Below are 17355 nucleotides of genomic sequence, written 5' to 3' on the forward strand. Positions count from 1 at the left end.
GCAAAGGGCGATATGCCCGGCCAATCTGAGCGATCGAGCGGAGCGCCATAAGTCAGAAGGACGCGGCTGGCGCCTCTTAAGGACCCGTCACCTCAGTAGTACTGGCACACATACCTATAAGCACGGTCAAACAGTTCGGTATCCTGGTGGAGCTTGTACTTGAACAGGGTCTGGCGAAGCGCCTTCTTGACCTCACGCTCCCCGGCATGGGTATCCTGCCAGCCGTCGAAGCGGACGGCCCGGACGATGTCGTCGATGTCGTCGACCACGCGCTTGATCATTATCGGGGTCTCGCCCGTCTGCACCTCTTCGAACAGCTCGGTCAGCGCAGCCTTGCCCCGATCAACATCCTCTTCGGCTGGCGTCTCGCGCTCAGCCTGAACCACATCCTTGGCCAGTTCGAGCAGGGCCTTGAGGAATTCGACGCTGAGCAACAGGCCCTGCTGGTGCCGCTCCTTGAGATCCTCGAGCCGCTGGCTCAGCGCCTTGAAGGCGGGGTTGCCTGCATGCTTGCGCAGACGTGCGGTCAGCTTAACCGAGATCTCCTTGCCCTTCTTGTCGGGGTCCGGCGATCCCAGCACGGCTTCGAGCAGCTCTGCGTCAAGCACCAGCGTCTCGAGGTCATCGCGCACCGTCTCGACATGTACGTGCTCGTGGATGAGCTCGATCGTGTTGGCGCCAAGCTTGTGCCACAGCAAGCGTCCCGTGCCCGTCGAGGGCTTGAGCGATTCATAGACCTGAGCGAGCCAGCGATAGTCCTTCTGGAACGCGGATAGAGCGGGGTCGGGCGACAACGCCTCCCAGATGCGAGCCAGCAGGCTAAATTCGGCAGCGAACGCGTCACGCAGCTCATTGTTGGGCAAGCAGTCCTGCGCAGCGATGAGGCCTTCATAGCCTTCCAGGTCGCGGTCCACTCCCGCAAAGAAGCCAAGGCACTTTTGCACCTGACCAGGAAGGACCGAGAGCAGTTCTGCAATGTTCGAGACGGCCTTCTTCGCGCTCTCCTCATCGAAATCGAGCGCCTGCGCCACATCATCGAAGACACCCAGATAATCGACGATCAATCCATGCGATTTCTGGTTCCCATAGGGCCGGTTGGTGCGACAGATTGCCTGTAGCAGCGTATGATCGCGCAGGGGCTTGTCGAGATACATGGTCTGAAGGATCGGCGCATCGAAGCCCGTCAGGAGCTTGGAGGTGACGATGATTATTTTGAGCGGGTCCTTGGGATCGCGGAACCGATCGAGCAGCTTCTCTTCGGCGTCACGATCTCGCTTGTAAGGCGCATACTGCGTCTCTCCGCTGTTCACCGACATGACGATGTCGGACGCTTCAGGCGGGAGCAGTCTGTCCAGCTCCTCCTTGTAGAGAACGCAGCTTTCTCGGTCGAAGGTGACGACCTGAGCGCCAAATCCGTTGGGCTCGACCTTCGCCTGGTAGTGCCTGACGATGTCAGCGCATATTGCGCTCACGCGCTCCGGCGCCTTGACCAGGATGGCCATTTTGGCCGCCTCCTTGCCGAGACGATCACGGTCATCATCCGTGAGACCGGCTGTTAGCTCGGCATAGGCCTCTTCGATCGCCTCCTGATCGATATGAAGGTCAACGAGGCGCGGTTCGAAGTGAAGTTCCTTTGTCGCGCCGTCCCGGATCGAGTCGTTGAGGCCGTAGCGGCTCATGTAACCGCCTTCATCCTCATCGGCACCAAAGGCGTAGAAGGTGTTCTTGTCGCTGCGATTGATCGGCGTTCCGGTCAGGCCAAACAGAAAGGCATTGGGCAGGGCTTCGCGCATCTTGCGCCCCATGTCGCCTTCCTGTGTCCTGTGGGCTTCATCGACCATGACGATGATGTTGTGACGGTCATTGAGGACGCCTTCAGCCTCGGCGAACTTGTGAATGGTGGTGATGATGACCTTGCGGGCATCGCGCTCAAGCAGGCTCTCGAGCTCCTTGCGACTGTCAGTCCGCACGAGATTGGCCATGTCGGCTGCGTAGAAAGTGCCCGAGATCTGGCTGTCGAGATCGATCCGATCGACAACGATCACGACCGTGGGGTTCTTGAGCGCGGGATGAAGTCTCAGCTTCTGCGAGGCGAACAGCATAAGCAGCGATTTGCCTGACCCCTGGAAGTGCCAGATCAGTCCCTTGCGGGGACGACCCGCGATTACGCGCTCGACGATCCTGTTGACGCCCTCGACCTGCTGATACCGGGCAATGATCTTGATCCGCTGCTTGCCCTTTTGCGTTGCGAAGGCGGTAAAGTTCGCCAGCAAGTCGAGAACCATTGCCGGGCGCAGCATAGAACTAACAGCCTTCTCGACTTCGCTCAGCGATTGCGGTCCGTCCTCGTCCAGCCGCCAGGGCCCCCAGATGTCGACAGGCATACGAACCGAACCATAGCGATATTCCTTGCCCTCGGTTGCTACCGAAAAGACATTGGGCACGAAGAGCTCGGGGATGTTCTTTTCGTAGTCTTCGTTGACCTGGAGTGCAGCGTCGAGCCAGCTCTGGCTGGAGCGCACTGGCGTCTTCGCTTCGATAAGAACAAGTGGTAATCCGTTGACCAGCAACACCAGATCGGCGCGCTTCTCTGTCTTCCCCGCACGAAAGGTGAATTGCTGAGTAACGACAAAGGTGTTCTGCTCGATGTCCTCGAAATCGATCAGGCGTATAGTGACATGTTCGCCATCGGGCCCGAACGGCATGGAGCGCTCGCCGAGCATCCAGGAAGCGAACTCCTCATTGGCCTTCACCAATCCGTCTGAGCGAGCTCCCATGACGATCGCGCGCAACCGGTAGAGGACGTCGTCCACGCGCGAAGGTCGAGCGGCAATGTCGGGATTCAAACGGATCAGGGCATCGCGCAGATATGGCTCAACCAGCGCTTCCTGAGGCTGGCGCGGCAATTCGGTGGGACCAACGAAATGCCAGCCGAGACCAGAAATAGTACTGCCCTGCCGAGCGAGGCCGATTGAGACTGCCACGGAACCAACGCTTCCCGCGAGACGGTCACGGATAAAGGCTTCGACAGTGTTGGCCTCATTGAAGGTCATGGAGACGGAGTTCCAACGAAGACATCGCGCGATACCTGATTCCGTAGCGCAGCAAGTTCATCTTCGCGAACACGCGTAGCTTTCACTTGCTCTTCTAGAGTCGTGATATGCTCAATCCTCTTTTGTTGGCTTTCTTTGTCAGGCACTGAAATTTCTACAGCTTTTAGCCGGCTTAAACCGAGGTGCGCCACCGAAGAGGTCTGACTGCTTATTCTAACAAACTCGCCAGAATAGAGCATATACCGGAAAAAAGTGTGAGCAAACTCCGGCATGAGCTTATCACTTCTAAATCTTATCAATGTATTCTGAAAGCAGCAATTATCTATTTCATTATTGAAAATAGAACTTCGGCCGACGAGCTCTCTACTTTGCCCTTCGTTGAGTAGGATATCTCCTCGGCGGAGACGATATTTGCTGAAATCGTCTTGGTCAAAATCCATTTCGAGAACATCATCGGTCGTAATGAAGCCATCGTAGACGTTAGCAACTCTCAAATAGGGCACGGAATGCAAGCCCGTCTGATATTTCGGAGATCGCTGCCTGCCGAGAATGAGTTCTCCAACCTCATCCAATCGATGTCTTGGCAGCGTTGGATCGGAAATTAACTCTCGTCCAAAGGCAACACAGGCAGACCTGAATGCGTTCTCCGCTGCCACCCTTAGCTTGCGGACGGAATCTGATGTCTTTTCCAATGCCTCGAAACAGTTCAACAAGTGTGCTTGCTGACTAATTGGCGGCAGCAGAAATTCCTCTTTGGCCAGCGTTTTCCAGTTGATTGTAGGAGATAGCGATCCAACTGAAATGCTAAGCGCTCGCTCCATGAACAAGTCGCTCTCTATGAAGTAAGGTAGAAACTCAGGCAGTACTGCCTCGGGCTTTGCGCGCAGCACCATGGCATGAGCCGAACAGATCCCTTCGAAATCCGCCACAGCCACCTTGCGTTGATATGCCCGCCGCTTACCGAAGATGATGTCACCTGGCCGGAAAAGCAGTTTGGTAGACTCGACGTCGCTGGTATCGCCCCACTGTAGGATGCGGAGACAGCCAGGCTCAAGATGTTCCAGGCCGACATATCGCTCCATGTCGGCCTCTTCCGGCATGACCCGATTGTTGATCTGGTTCGCCAATTGATCGAAGCGGTAGAGGTTAAGTTTTGACGGCCCCTCAGCCATTGGCATCCTCCGTAGATGCGAGCCCGTCGAGCATGTCGACAAGCGCATCCATTCCAGTCCAGAATTCACGCCCCTCGGCTTCAAAGGATTCCCAAGTCGCCGCGAAGGTAACTTGATTGTTCGCGTCGATCGCGTGCCTGACTTTCTTCACGTAGCGGGCGATGGAAAGATTACCTCCAGCGGCGAGCACGTCTTTAGTCTCAGCTACAGCGGTAAAGCCAGGGTCACTCTCAAACGCCCGATACGCGGCCAGGATACGCGCCTGGTGTGTGTCCCGCAGAAAGCTCTGGGCCCGTTCGCGGGCAATCTCGTTGACTGCATCGATGAACAGGATCCGGCCCTGCCTTTCGGGCGCTTTCTTGGCCCGGCAAATCACAACACAGGCTTCCATCGGCGAGTTGTAGAACAGCCCCGGCCCAAGCCCGAGCACACATTCGACCAGATCCGCCTCGATCAGCTTGCGCCGCATCTCGGCCTCTTCATTGCGGAAGAGCACCCCGTGCGGGAACAGGACCGCACAGCGTCCGGTCTTCGCATCCATGCTCCTCAGGATATGCTGAAAGAAAGCGTAGTCAGCGCGCCCCTGGGGAGGCGTGCCGAGGAAATTGCGTCCCCAGGCATCCTTCTCCCAGGCGCCGCGGTTCCATTTCTTGATCGAATAGGGAGGGTTTGCGAGCACAACATCGAAGGTGCGCAGCTTGTCGCCTTCCGCAAATGAAGGCGCAGCAAGCGTATTTCCGCTCGCAACATGAAAATCAGAGACGCCGTGGATCACGAGGTTCATTCGGGCAATGGCCGCCGTGATCGAAATCAGCTCCTGACCGAACAGACCCATCGTCCGTGTCTCGCCGCCGCGCCGCTGAACCTCGGCCAGACAGGAGATGAGCATCCCGCCCGTGCCGCATGTCGGATCGTAGATATCTTCGCCCGATTGCGGCTCAAGCATCCGGGCCATGAGGTGGACCAGCGTCCGGTTCGTGTAGAATTCCTGCGCGGTATGTCCGCTGTCATCGGCGAACTTCTTGATTAAATACTCATAGGCATTGCCGAGCTCGTCCTCCGGTACAGCGGCAAGCGTCAGCCTGTGCTTCGAGAAATGCTCGATCAGATTCTTGAGAGTGGCATCGGGCATCTGGCCCTTGTCGGTCCAGGGCGCGTTTCCGAATACGCCCTGGAGCCGTTCCGGATTGGCAGCCTCTATCGCCAGGAATGCGGATAGCAGGGCCCGGCCGACATCCTTGGGAGCGGTCCGAACATCGTTCCAGTGGGCGCCTTCGGGGATGAGGAAGCGATCGTTGGCGGTCGCACTCGCGTATCCCTTGTCGCCGGTTTGATCGAACGCCTCTTCATAGTCTTCGTCCCAGACGTCAGACAGCCGTTTGAAGAACATGAGAGGAAAGATGTACTGCTTGTAGTCGCTGGCATCGACCAGGCCGCGCAGCAACGTTGCGGCGCCCCAGAGATAGCTCTCGAGTTCGCGCTGGGAGATCTGCTTGCTCATTGGAGCCATCCCCCCTCGGTCAGGACTTCGCGCAGACGATCCTCCGCTGCTCGTGCCTCGCCGAGCGCCGTCTTGAAGGAATCGATTGCTTCAGGCAGCGGCGGAATGTCTTCTCCGATTGGCGGAAGGACATAGCGAGAGATATTGAGGGTCCACCCCTCCTTCTTGATCTCATCAATGGTCGCAACCTTGGCACGATCCTCGACGTCTTCAAACGCGTTGTACCAGGAGAGGATCTGATCGCTGTGTTCCTTGTCGAGGAAATTCTGCGCACGCCCTTTCCGGAACAGACTGGAAGCGTCGATGATCATTACCTTGTTCTTCCGCTCCGCAGGTTTCTTTCGGCGAAGCACCACCACGCAGCCAGCCAGCTGCGTGCCGTAGAAGAGATTGGGCGCGAGCCCGATCACGGCCTCGATCAGATCTTCCTTGAGCAACTGCGTACGGATTGCTCCTTCGGCCGATTTCCGAAAGAGAGCACCCTGAGGAAGGACAACGGCCATCCGGCTGTTTCCCGCAGCAGCCATGGAGACGATCATGTGCTGAACGAAGGCGTAGTCACCGTAGCTCTCAGGCGGCAGCCCATAGGTGGCCCGTCCCCACGGATCCGCTTCCCACAGGTCACGGCCCCATTCCTTGAGTGAGAAGGGAGGATTGGCGATGACGCAGTCGAACGTGGCGAGTCCCCCCGTGCTCGCATCCGTAAACGCCGGGCTTCTCAGCGTATCTTCGCGGGCAATCTCGAAATCCTCGATGCCGTGGAGCACCAGGTTCATACGCGCGATGGCTGCCGTTGTGAGGTTCTTCTCCTGGCCGAAGATCTTCCCATAGAAGGTTCTCGGGTCGCCGCCTTTCCGCTCGACATGCTCGATCGCGCCTAGAAGCATGCCGCCCGTCCCGCAAGCCGGGTCATAGATGCTTTCGCCCTCTTGAGGATCCAGCAGCTCGACCATCATTCGAACGACGCTGCGAGGCGTGTAGAATTCTCCCGCCTTGTTGCGACGGGTAACATCAGCGAATTTGCCGACGAGGTATTCGTAGGCATCTCCCAATACGTCGGTATCGACCTGCGAATTCCCGAGCGCGATCTCGGAGAACCCCTCGATCAGATCCTTCAGGAGCTCATCGGAGAACTTCTCCTTGTTACCCCAGTCAGCGGTGCCGAAGACGCGGAAGAGTGTATCGGGATTGGCGCGCTCGATTTCGCGCATCGCGTGCAGCAGCACGGCGCCAACATTGGACGAAGCCTCGCGCACGTCATTCCAGTGGCACCCCTCAGGCACCTGAAACCTGTGTATCTCCGGAAAATGCGACGGGTCGGCTTCTCCGTAGAGCTCGCCCGCCTCCGCAGTCTCCTCATCCCAGACGTCCGAGATCCGTTTGAAGAAGAGAAGTGGGAGAATATACGCCTTCCAGTCGGTGCGATCGACGGCCGAACCGCGAAGCGTATCGGCGGCATTCCACAAAGCCGACTTGATGTCTCGCTCACCGCTCAAATTGCCTTTTCCATTTCAGTCATTTGCAACATTCTTCCAGCCATTCCTGAACTCCCTGCGCAACTCAAGCGCAATTGCGCGAGCTTGACCTTCTTTCACCGGAATCTCACCCCTTGGCACTCGTCGGCGTGCAATGCTGCTTTTCCGGATGACCACAGGACCTTGAGCGCTAATTTAGGTAAAGAGGACCCTAGTATTGGAAGACGCCAACTAGACAGGTACACATAAATGTAGCACAAGCCTCGGACCAACTCTCGAAATCCGCGGAAAGCCGCCATTTTTCGCGAGCGCTATTTTAGTCTGGAATCCTCTCTCCCCGACCATTTCGATCACGAACGAAAATCGCGCCGCGGCGGACTGGTATTCCCTCGGGAAGATCCAGCTACCAGCGGCGCGTGTTCGTTTGCGGTCTTCCATGCGCTGAAGTCAGAACGAGTATTTCGTCGAGACCTGGATCTTCTGCAGATTGCCCGACTGGCCGTTTTCCAGCGTGCGTTCCGCGTACATGTACTCGATCCCGATATCGACCGGTTTGACGGGCGAATAGATGATGTTCGCCAGCACGTTCCAGCTTTCGTCGGTCACCGCACCGGAGGTCAGCAATACCGGATTGTCGGCCTTGAAATAGGACGCTGCGATGTTGGAGCGGACCTTGTCGGACCACATGTGCCGATAGGCGCCGAAACCCGAATAGGTGAAGATCGGGTCGAGATCGCCGTCGAGGTCCAGCGCGGCATCGTTGACGATGTTGAGGCCGATATAGCGCCCCAACCCGTCACCCACCGTTCCCATGAAGCGGAAATCGTCGCGCTCGCCCAGCTTCAGCTTGCCGGACAGGCTGACCCCGTACCCCATTGCGCTGTCGCCATCGGTGCCGAAATCGTCCTCCGAAATCTTCAGGTTGCGCAGAATGCCCGAGGCCGACAGCGAGCCCCAGTCGCCGCTGAAGTTATAGCGCGCAACGATATCGGGAAGCGAATCGTCGCCCGCTATGACCCTCGCACCCGTGCTCGATGTCACGGTCGTCTCGGGCTGTTCCACCGCCAGCATCAAGCCGCCGTCGGTGTAACGGATCATCGGCTGGCGGGCGAAGATCGTGCCCGGCGTAGTGCCGATGAAGTCGAGGCTTTCCGGCAAGGCGCCGACATTCTGGAAGGTCGTCCAGGCCTGGCCGAACAGCCAGTTATCGTAGGTGATGAAGGCTTGCCGCAGGCGAGGTGTATAACTGTTGGACACCCGCTCGTCGCCGTCGGGCGTGACCATGAAGTCGAGCTCGATTTGCGAATTGAGAGTATGCTCTGCCCCGACGTCGGTCGCTGTCTTGAAGATGAAGCGCGATTGGCGGGCGTTGAAATCGGTGTCCCAGCCCGATCCGTCTCCGCCGACGGGGATGGCCCCGGGGATCAGGAAGTCGCGCACGATACTGCCGGAGGCGACCTGGCCGCCGCTGGTGCGCTGGCTGATCGCGTCGAGCTTCACATAGCCGGCGTAGGACACCGTTGTGTTGCCCACGCGGAAGCCCTTGTCTTCCTGCTTTTTGGGTTCGTCGATCTGCGCGGCGAGTTCTTCCTGCCGCAGCTGCAGCGCGCGGGTTTCGGCCAGCGCCTGCTGTGTGGCCGCGACGGTTTCCGCGCGGGCCGCATCCATTTCGCCATCCTTGGCATCGAGACGTTCCACCAATTGCATGACCAGCGCTTCGAGCCGCTCGAGCCGCTCCTCGACGTCGGCATCCTGCGCCGAAGCTGGCACGGCGATCAGGCAGGTCGAAGCGAGCAAGCCTGTTCGCAGCGCCAGTTTCAAGGACTTCCCAGTCATTCCAACCTCCCTCTTTTTCTTGTCGGGCGATTATGATGGGCAAGGCTGGACTGGATAAATGGGCGATTGGTCGTAAGACCTTCGTCTGAAAGCGCGACTGGCCGCTTACCTGCTATGCCGTCGCTGAAGGGAGACACTTTCATGCTCGAGATCGTCAAACGCCCGCAGAGTTCGGCAGCCACGCACTGCACCAGCAGCGACTACGAAACGATGTACCGCCGTTCGGTGGAAGACAGCGATGCGTTCTGGCTCGAGCAGGCGGAGCGGCTGGACTGGGTGAAGGCTCCGACCAAGGGCGGTGAGTGGTCTTTCGACCCGGTCGACATCGCGTGGTTCGCCGACGGGAAGCTCAACCTGTGCCACAATGCAGTGGATCGCCATGCCGCATCGCGCCCCGATGCGACCGCCTTGATCTTCGAGCCGGACGATCCCCAGAGCGCGGGACGCACCCTCACCTACCGTGAATTGCAGTCCGAAGTCGTCGCTATGGCGAACGCGCTGAAGGCGATCGGTGTGAAGAAGGGCGATCGCGTCACGATCTATATGCCGATGATCATCGAAGGCGTGCTGGCCATGCTCGCTTGCGCAAGGCTCGGTGCGATTCATTCTGTCGTGTTTGGCGGTTTCTCGCCCGAGGCGCTGGCCGGCCGTATCGAGGGCTGCGGGAGCCGTTTCGTGGTGACCGCAGACGAGGGCCTGCGCGGTAGCAAGCGCGTGCCGCTCAAAACCAATGTCGATGCCGCCCTGGCAGAGCCGGACCACGACACTCCGCTCGACGGGATGCTGGTGGTGAAGCACACCGGTGCCGACGTCCCGATGACCGAGGGGCGCGACCACTGGTACCATGACGTCCGCTCCGACGCGGAATGCCCGTGCGAGCCGATGGATGCCGAAGATCCGCTATTTATCCTCTACACCTCCGGTTCCACCGGAAAGCCCAAGGGCGTGGTGCATACGACCGGCGGCTATGGCGTGTGGACGGCGACGACGTTCAACTACATTTTCGATTACCAGCCGGGCGAAGTTTTCTGGTGTTCAGCGGATATCGGCTGGGTCACCGGGCATAGCTATATCGCCTACGGGCCGCTGCTGAACGGGGCCACGCAGGTCATTTTCGAAGGCGTGCCGAATTACCCCGATCACGGCCGCTTCTGGCAGGTCGTCGAAAAGCACAGGGTCAATATCCTCTACACGGCCCCCACTGCGATCCGCGCGCTGATGCGCGAAGGCGACGACTTCGTGACCAGGCACGACCGCTCGTCGCTCCGCCTGCTCGGCACCGTCGGCGAACCGATCAACCCGGAAGCATGGCGCTGGTATTTCGAAGTGGTCGGGGAAGAACGCTGCCCTATCATCGACACCTGGTGGCAGACCGAAACGGGCGGCTGCATGCTCACGACCCTGCCCGGTGCCCACGACATGAAACCGGGCAGCGCAGGACTGCCCTTCTTCGGTGTCCGGCTCCAGCTGGTCGACAATGACGGCGCGGTGCTGGAAGGCGCGAACGAGGGCAATTTGTGCATCACCCACAGCTGGCCCGGCCAGGCGCGGACCGTTTACGGAGACCACGAACGCTTCGTGCAGACCTATTTCAGCACCTACACCGGCAAGTATTTCACCGGCGATGGCTGCAAGCGGGACGAAGACGGCTATTACCGCATCACCGGCCGCGTGGACGATGTGATCAACGTGTCCGGCCACCGCATGGGGACCGCCGAAGTTGAAAGCGCGCTAGTCTCGCATCCGCTGGTCGCGGAGAGTGCGGTCGTCGGATACCCGCACGACATCAAGGGCCAGGGCATCTACTGCTATGTCACGCTCAACGCGGGCGAGGAAGGGTCCGACGCCCTTTACACCGAACTGCGCAATCATGTTCGGACGGAAATCGGCCCGATCGCTTCGCCCGATCATATCCAGTTCACCGACGGACTTCCCAAGACACGGTCGGGCAAGATCATGCGCCGGATCCTGCGCAAGATCGCAGAAAACGATTACGGTTCGCTGGGCGATACCTCCACCCTTGCCGATCCCAGCCTCGTCGAGCGGCTGATCGAGGGGCGGCAGAACCGCTGATCGCCCATGACGCAGCGCATCATCATCGCCGATGACCACCCGCTCTTCCGCACAGCGTTGAGCCACGCGGTAGGCAAGGTCTGGCCGGAAGCGGAGATCGTGGAAGCCTCGTCCGCGGCCCAGGCTCGTGCCGAGGTGGAAATCGGTGCCGAAGCGCTGTTGCTGGACCTGCACATGGGAGATTCCCGCGGATTGTCCGCGCTCATGGACTTCCGGCAGGACTTCCCCGCCCTTCCCGTGGCCATCGTATCGGCGAGCGAGGATCCGCGCGTCTATGCGGCGGCCAGCCAGCTTGGCGCTGCGGCCTTCATTCCCAAGTCTGCCCCGCTGGAGCAGATGCGCGATGCCCTTGCCTGCGTCAGGGACGGCGATGGATGGTTTCCCGAGACCGACGCCGAACCTGACGAAGACCTGGCGAAGATCGCGACGCTCACCCCTGCCCAGCGGCGTATCCTGGCACAGCTCAACGAGGGCCTGCTCAACAAGCAGATCGCTTACGAACTGAATATCAGCGAAGCTACCGTCAAAGCCCACATTACGGCGATTTTCCGCAAGCTTGGCGTGGTGAACCGGACGCAGGCCGTATTGCTGGCCGCAAAGCTCGTCGTGGATCAGGAAGCGGCGGAATCCGCGTCGGGCTGACCGCTTGCCCCGCTGCGGGCGACGCAATCGGAGATAAGGGCACGCAATGCCGCGGGCGAAGACGGCTTGAGCAGGCGATTGGCCCCCATGCGCCGTGCGGCCTGCTCCGTCTCCTCTCCCGCTTCGGCAGTCAGCAATATCGCCGGAGGACGAGTGCCCCAGTGCGCGCACAGCTTTTCATAGACCCCGTCACCGCGCGCATCGCCATCTAGGCGGAAATCCATGATCGCGACGTCGGGCGCGGTGGACGCGGCACGAAGCGCTTCGTCCTCGCCGAGCGCGCAGACGACCTCCAATCCCCATCTCTTCAGCAAGGCAGTGGTCGCGCTGAGGGCGGCGGGATCGTTATCGACCACGAGCACGCGCGCATTGGCCAGTGTCGAGGCCTTGCGTCTGGGAGCGGCCGCCGTCCGCGCACCCCAGCGCAGAACCGGCAGGCGCACTGCGAAAGTTGTCCCCTGCCCGACCACGGAGCGCGTCTCTACCTCCACATCCAGCAGGGCCGCGATACGCCTGACGATCGCGAGGCCGAGCCCCAGCCCTTCCCTGTCGCTGGTTTCCCCGCGCTGGAATTCGTCGAACAACCGCTCAACGTCCTTTTCCGGAATGCCGGGACCGGTGTCGCATACGCATATGTCGATCCCGTCACCGACCCTTCTCGCACCCAGGAGCACGCCGCCGCTTTGCGTGTAACGGATCGCATTGCTCATGAGGTTACGCACGATGCTGGCCATCAAGGCGCGGTCGGTCAGGATCCAGGCGCTGCTGCGAACAAGCGCAAAGCGCAGGCCCTTGCTGTGCGCCTGCACGGCAAACTCGCGCATGATCTCGTCGAAAATGTCGTCGAGCGCGACCGGTTCCATACGCGGTTCGATGCCGCCACCATCCAGCTTGGAAATATCCAGCAAGGCGCGGATGAGGCGGTCGGCCGAGGTGATCGAGCCGTCGAGATCCTTGACCAGCCGCACCAACTGGTCCCTGCCCCGTACCTCCTCACCCAAGGCCGAGGCAAACAGGCGGGCCGCGTTGAGTGGCTGGATCAGGTCATGGCTTGCCGCTGCCAGGAAGCGCGTCTTGGAACGTGTAGCCGCTTCGAGCGCCGCATTGGCCTCGCTCAATTGCTGCGTACGTTCGGCCACCTTGGATTCGAGCGCCTGCTCTGCCCTGCGGTCAGCAGTCACGTCGCTGTAGCTGGTGACATAGCCGCCGCCCGGTGCGGGGTTGCCGACGATGCGCATGATGCGACCGTCGTGCTGTTCACGTTCCATCCGGTGCTGGCGGCCCGCGCGCATGTGCTCGAGCCTGCGAGAGACCTGGAGCTCGACTTCCGCGTCGGGTAGACCGCTTTGCCGCAGGTTGAAGCGGATCAGGTCGGCGATGGGAGTACCCACGCTCGCCAGTTCGTCCGGCAGGGCGAACATTTCCTGGTAGCGGCTGTTCCAGGCGACGAGGTTCATGTCCTTGTCCACCAGGGCCACGCCCTGGTCGATGTTTTCGATCGCGAGCTGCAACAGGTCGCCGCTGAAGGTGAGCCGCCGATTGGTCTCGTCGAACATGGCGACGACCTGTTCGAGCGGCACCGGATCGCCCTGCGACCAGCTCGACAAGAGCATGCGCGCAGACGAAGTGCCGACAACACCGGCGATGGTGCGCTCCACCATCGTTAGCATCTCCTGGTCCGCAGGATCGCTGTCGCGAAGGCCCGCCCCCATCGCCTCGATCGCCGAACTCGCGCGCTTATGGCCCACGAACTGGGCGAGCAGCAGGCGGATGTCGGCCACGCGCTTGGCCGTGACGAACCCCGGCCGCGTGCCCGGCGGCGTCGTGCCGACGAAAGCAGCAGCTTGCGCGGCATCGACCAGTGTCTCGCGGCTCACTGCAGAGCCCATCCAGTATGCCGCGATATTCACCCCGAGGCTGAGCAATACGCCAGAGACCAGCGGATCGGGATGGATGGCGAAAAGTGCCGGCTCGCCCGTTGCTGCGGGCACGATCAGGAGGACCAGCCAGCATGCAAAGCCTGCAACCAGGCCGGAAACCATGCCGCCCTTGTTTCCGTGGCGGCTCGTCACCCCGAGCACGAGGCCGGGGGCGAATTGCGCCATGGCGGCAAATGCCAGCGTGCCAAGCCCTGCAAGGTCCGCCGCCGCTCCGAAGCCGAGATAGAAGAGATAGGCGAAGAACAGCAGCGCCGCGATGATCAGGCGGCGCACCATGAGCAATCGCGAAGCGAGCCGGGTGCGATCGCCCGTGCCGCGCAATTCCCTGCGGAACAGCAGCGGAGAAACAAGGTCGTTCGTGATCATCGTCGACAGGGCCACGCTGGCCACCACGATCATCCCGGTGGACGCCGAGAATCCGCCGATGAATACGAGCAGCGCCAATGTCTCGCTGCCCGTCGCAAGCGGCAAGGCCATCACGATCATGTCTGCCTGCGTGCCTTGGGGTAGCAGCGCCAGTCCTGCGAGCACGATAGGCACGATGACCAGCGACGTTAGCACGAGGTAGGCGGGGAATAGCCACTGCATGGTTCGCGTCGTGCGGTCCGTCTTGGCCTCGACGAAGGCCATATGGAACTGGCGCGGCAGGCACAGGGCCGCGCATGCGGCAATAATCGTCAGGATGACGAAACGCGCGTCCAGCTGCGCCATCGAGAAGGGAGACACCGCGGCTTCTGCCGGGACACCGGCAAGGACCGCCACCGCCAGCGCAGCGACTGCCAGCAGTGCTAGGATTTTCACCACGGATTCGACAGCAATCGTCAGGACAAGCCCGGCATTGTCACCTGCCCTGTCTCCGCGCCGCGAGCCGAAGAGGATGGCGAAAAGCGCCATGCTGGCGGCGACCAGCAGGACAAGCTCTTGCGCCGAAACGCTTGCCTGCAATTCGGGATCGAGAGCGAGCAGCGAGCTGCCGACCGATTGCAGTTGCAAGGCCATGTAAGGCAGCGATCCGACTGTCGCGATGATAGTGACCAGCGCCGCCACGCTCGCGCTCTTGCCATAGCGCGCCGACAGGAAATCCGCGATCGAGGTCGAATGCTGGGCCTTGGCCTGCGCAAGGATGCGGCGCACCAGGCCGAAGCCGAAGGTGAAAACCAGGATGGGGCCAAGGTAGATCGGAAGGTAATGGAGTCCGCTATTCGCGGCCGATCCGACGCCGCCGAAGAAGGTCCAGCTGGTGCAATAGACTGCCAGCGAGAGGCCGTAGATCCAGTCACGGCGGCGGCGCGAGGGCGCGTACCCTTCTTCAGCCCGGCGGTCCTGGCGCGCGGCGAGCCAGAACAGGGCGATCAGATACAGTGTCGCTGCAGCTATTGCGGCGCCGAACAGCATCGCATTCCTCCCTCTGGTATCGAAGCTATCGCAAGCGCCCGATTATGCAACGAAAAGGGCGGCACCTTTCGGCACCGCCCCTTCCATCTACGGCCCGTCACGCTCAATGCGCGTGGGCATCGCCTGCACCGCGCGGTACGCGGATCGAGTCCACCAGCTTGCGGATTTCGACCGGCGGACTGGCGGTGACCTTCGAGATCGCGATCGCGACCGCGAAGTTCAGCACCATGCCGACCACGCCGATACCTTCGGGCGAGATACCAAACAGCCAGTTGTCCGCGACATTCGCCGCCGGGTTCATCAACTTGAAGTAAAAGATGTAGCCAAAGGTGAAGACGAGGCCGACGACCATGCCGGCAATGGCGCCCTCCTTGTTCATGGACTTGGAGAAGATGCCCATGAAGATCGCAGGGAACAGGCTGGCAGCAGCAAGTCCGAAAGCGAAGGCCACGACCTGTGCCACCCATCCCGGCGGGTAGATGCCGAGATAACCTGCCACTACGATTGCCGCCGTCGCCGCGACACGGGCCGCGAGCAGCTCACCCTTCTCCGAGATATTCGGCTTGAAGGTGGACTTGAGCAGATCGTGGCTGACCGAGCTGGAAATCACCAGCAACAGTCCTGCCGCCGTAGACAATGCCGCGGCGAGGCCGCCGGCTGCGACCAGCGCAATCACCCATCCCGGCAGATTGCCGATTTCGGGATTGGCCAGCACCATGATGTCGCGGTCGACATAGACCTCGTTCTCGCTGTCGGCGACAGGAGCGTTAGTCACGACACGCTCGCCCGAGGGGCCGGTGCCTTCCGCGAATTCCGGCGCGCCTTCGAAGGCGTCGCCGCTGCGGTACTGCATCACGCCGTCATTGTTCTTGTCCTGGAAGGCGATGAGATCGTTGCGTTCCCAGTTCGTGAACCAGCCGGGTGCCTCGGAATAGCTCGTCTCGTTCACCGTATCGATGAAGTTGAGACGGGCGAAGGCGCCGACTGCAGGAGCGGTGGTGTAAAGCAGGGCGATGAAGACCAGCGCCCAGCCCGCCGACTTACGTGCGTCCGATGCCTTGGGCACGGTGAAGAAACGCACGATGACATGTGGCAAACCTGCCGTACCAACCATCAGGGCCAGCGTGATGCAGAACACGTCGATCATGCTCTTGGAGCCGTCGGTATAATTCCCGAAGCCCAGGTCGGAGAGCACGAGGTTCAATTTCTGCAATACGTATAGCCCGGACCCGTCATCGACCGTCGACCCAAGGCCGATCTGCGGGATCGGATTGCCCGTGATCATGAAGCTCAGGAAGAAGGCCGGGACCATATAGGCGAAGATCAGCACGCAATATTGCGCGACCTGCGTATAGGTGATGCCCTTCATCCCGCCGAGCACGGCATAGACGAATACGATGCCCATGCCGATGATCACGCCCAGCGTGATCGGCACATCCAGGAAGCGCGAGAATACGATACCCACGCCGCGCATCTGGCCTGCGATATAGGTGAAGCTGATGAAGATCAGGCAGATCACCGCCACCACGCGTGCGGTCTTGGAATAGTACCGCGTGCCGATGAAATCTGGCACGGTGAACTGGCCGAACTTGCGTAGGTAAGGCGCAAGCAACAGCGCCAGCAACACGTAGCCGCCGGTCCAGCCCATGAGGTAGACCGACGCGTCATAGCCGAGGAAGGCGATGAGGCCGGCCATCGAGATAAAGCTTGCCGCGCTCATCCAGTCGGCCGCTGTCGCCATGCCGTTGACGACCGGGTTCACCCCGCCGCCGGCAACGTAGAATTCCTTCGTCGAACCGGCGCGCGACCAGATCGCGATACCGATGTACAGCGCGAAGCTGAGGCCGACGAAAATGTAGATCAGGGTCTGTGTGTCCATGATCGCCTCCCCTAGTCGTCGAGATCGTACTTGCGCTCGAGCTTCTTCATCCTGACGACGTAGAAGACGATGAGTGCGATGAAGATGTAGATCGAACCCTGCTGGGCGAACCAGAAGCCGAGCGGGTATCCACCCAGCATGAACTGGTCGAGCCATTCACGGAACAGGATGCCCGCCCCGAAGGAGCAGGCGAACCAGATTGCCATCAAGCTGACCAGCAGGCGGATATTGTCGCGCCAGTATGCGCCCTCCGCTTCGCTGGTTTCATGGGTTTCGTTTGTTTCGGCCATGGCCTCCCCCTTCCTCCTATGTGTCGAGCACCCGCAGATTCGGGAGCTTCTTCACGAGGCTATGGAAGAGGCGTCGCAAGGGCGAGAGCGACATAAGTC

At 60.5% G+C, this 17355-nt stretch carries 10 protein-coding genes; 2 read left to right on the forward strand and 8 right to left on the reverse strand.

Annotated features, from left to right (window positions below; all coding sequences use genetic code 11):
• Nucleotides 1-92: 92 nt before the first annotated feature.
• From K3179_RS00415 to K3179_RS00435, 5 genes are all read right to left on the reverse strand, one after another.
• Entirely contained in the window at nucleotides 93-3053 is a 2961-nt protein-coding gene (locus K3179_RS00415; protein WP_221561983.1) for a type I restriction endonuclease subunit R, read from the reverse strand.
• The gene (locus K3179_RS00420; RefSeq protein ID WP_221561984.1) at nucleotides 3050-4225 is read right to left on the reverse strand and encodes a restriction endonuclease subunit S; all 1176 of its coding nucleotides are present in this window, start codon (nucleotides 4223-4225) and stop codon (nucleotides 3050-3052) included. Before K3179_RS00420 ends, K3179_RS00415 begins: the two co-directional genes overlap by 4 nt.
• The gene (locus K3179_RS00425) at nucleotides 4218-5726 is read right to left on the reverse strand and encodes a type I restriction-modification system subunit M (protein WP_221561985.1); all 1509 of its coding nucleotides are present in this window, start codon (nucleotides 5724-5726) and stop codon (nucleotides 4218-4220) included. The genes K3179_RS00420 and K3179_RS00425 overlap by 8 nt, the downstream gene beginning before the upstream one ends.
• Complete coding sequence (locus K3179_RS00430) at nucleotides 5723-7222, reverse strand: type I restriction-modification system subunit M (RefSeq protein WP_221561986.1); 1500 nt, start codon at nucleotides 7220-7222, stop codon at nucleotides 5723-5725. The genes K3179_RS00425 and K3179_RS00430 overlap by 4 nt, the downstream gene beginning before the upstream one ends.
• Before the next feature lie 426 nt (nucleotides 7223-7648).
• Nucleotides 7649-9037 (reverse strand): DcaP family trimeric outer membrane transporter, encoded by a 1389-nt coding sequence (locus tag K3179_RS00435; RefSeq protein WP_247712751.1) that lies wholly within the window; start codon nucleotides 9035-9037, stop codon nucleotides 7649-7651.
• 141 nt (nucleotides 9038-9178) lie between these two features.
• Between K3179_RS00435 and acs the strand changes: the two genes are divergently transcribed.
• Nucleotides 9179-11110 (forward strand): acetate--CoA ligase, encoded by a 1932-nt coding sequence (gene acs, locus K3179_RS00440; RefSeq protein ID WP_221561987.1) that lies wholly within the window; start codon nucleotides 9179-9181, stop codon nucleotides 11108-11110.
• A 6-nt stretch (nucleotides 11111-11116) separates the two neighbouring features.
• Nucleotides 11117-11752: a response regulator transcription factor gene (locus K3179_RS00445; RefSeq protein WP_221561988.1), complete on the forward strand. Its 636-nt coding sequence runs from the start codon at nucleotides 11117-11119 to the stop codon at nucleotides 11750-11752.
• Here K3179_RS00445 and K3179_RS00450 read toward each other — a convergent pair.
• From K3179_RS00450 to K3179_RS00460, 3 genes are all read right to left on the reverse strand, one after another.
• On the reverse strand, nucleotides 11722-15087 hold the full coding sequence (locus K3179_RS00450) for a hybrid sensor histidine kinase/response regulator (protein WP_221561989.1): 3366 nt from the start codon (nucleotides 15085-15087) through the stop codon (nucleotides 11722-11724). The genes K3179_RS00445 and K3179_RS00450 overlap by 31 nt on opposite strands.
• A 103-nt stretch (nucleotides 15088-15190) precedes the next feature.
• Entirely contained in the window at nucleotides 15191-16966 is a 1776-nt protein-coding gene (locus tag K3179_RS00455; RefSeq protein WP_221561990.1) for a sodium:solute symporter family protein, read from the reverse strand.
• Nucleotides 16967-16977: 11 nt separating this feature from the next.
• Nucleotides 16978-17256: a DUF4212 domain-containing protein gene (locus K3179_RS00460; RefSeq protein WP_090480089.1), complete on the reverse strand. Its 279-nt coding sequence runs from the start codon at nucleotides 17254-17256 to the stop codon at nucleotides 16978-16980.
• Nucleotides 17257-17355 lie beyond the last annotated feature (99 nt).

Source organism: Qipengyuania intermedia, from assembly GCF_019711615.1.
Classification (GTDB): Bacteria; Pseudomonadota; Alphaproteobacteria; order Sphingomonadales; family Sphingomonadaceae; genus Qipengyuania; species Qipengyuania intermedia.

Bases quoted from the DNA above. Each gene is read 5' to 3' on its own strand.
- K3179_RS00415 (WP_221561983.1), bottom strand. From the start codon at position 3,053: ATGACCTTCAATGAGGCCAACACTGTCGAAGCCTTTATCCGTGACCGT.
- K3179_RS00420 (WP_221561984.1), bottom strand. From the start codon at position 4,225: ATGGCTGAGGGGCCGTCAAAACTTAACCTCTACCGCTTCGATCAATTG.
- K3179_RS00425 (WP_221561985.1), bottom strand. From the start codon at position 5,726: ATGAGCAAGCAGATCTCCCAGCGCGAACTCGAGAGCTATCTCTGGGGC.
- K3179_RS00435 (WP_247712751.1), bottom strand. From the start codon at position 9,037: ATGACTGGGAAGTCCTTGAAACTGGCGCTGCGAACAGGCTTGCTCGCT.
- acs (WP_221561987.1), top strand. From the start codon at position 9,179: ATGCTCGAGATCGTCAAACGCCCGCAGAGTTCGGCAGCCACGCACTGC.
- K3179_RS00445 (WP_221561988.1), top strand. From the start codon at position 11,117: ATGACGCAGCGCATCATCATCGCCGATGACCACCCGCTCTTCCGCACA.
- K3179_RS00450 (WP_221561989.1), bottom strand. From the start codon at position 15,087: ATGCTGTTCGGCGCCGCAATAGCTGCAGCGACACTGTATCTGATCGCC.
- K3179_RS00455 (WP_221561990.1), bottom strand. From the start codon at position 16,966: ATGGACACACAGACCCTGATCTACATTTTCGTCGGCCTCAGCTTCGCG.
- K3179_RS00460 (WP_090480089.1), bottom strand. From the start codon at position 17,256: ATGGCCGAAACAAACGAAACCCATGAAACCAGCGAAGCGGAGGGCGCA.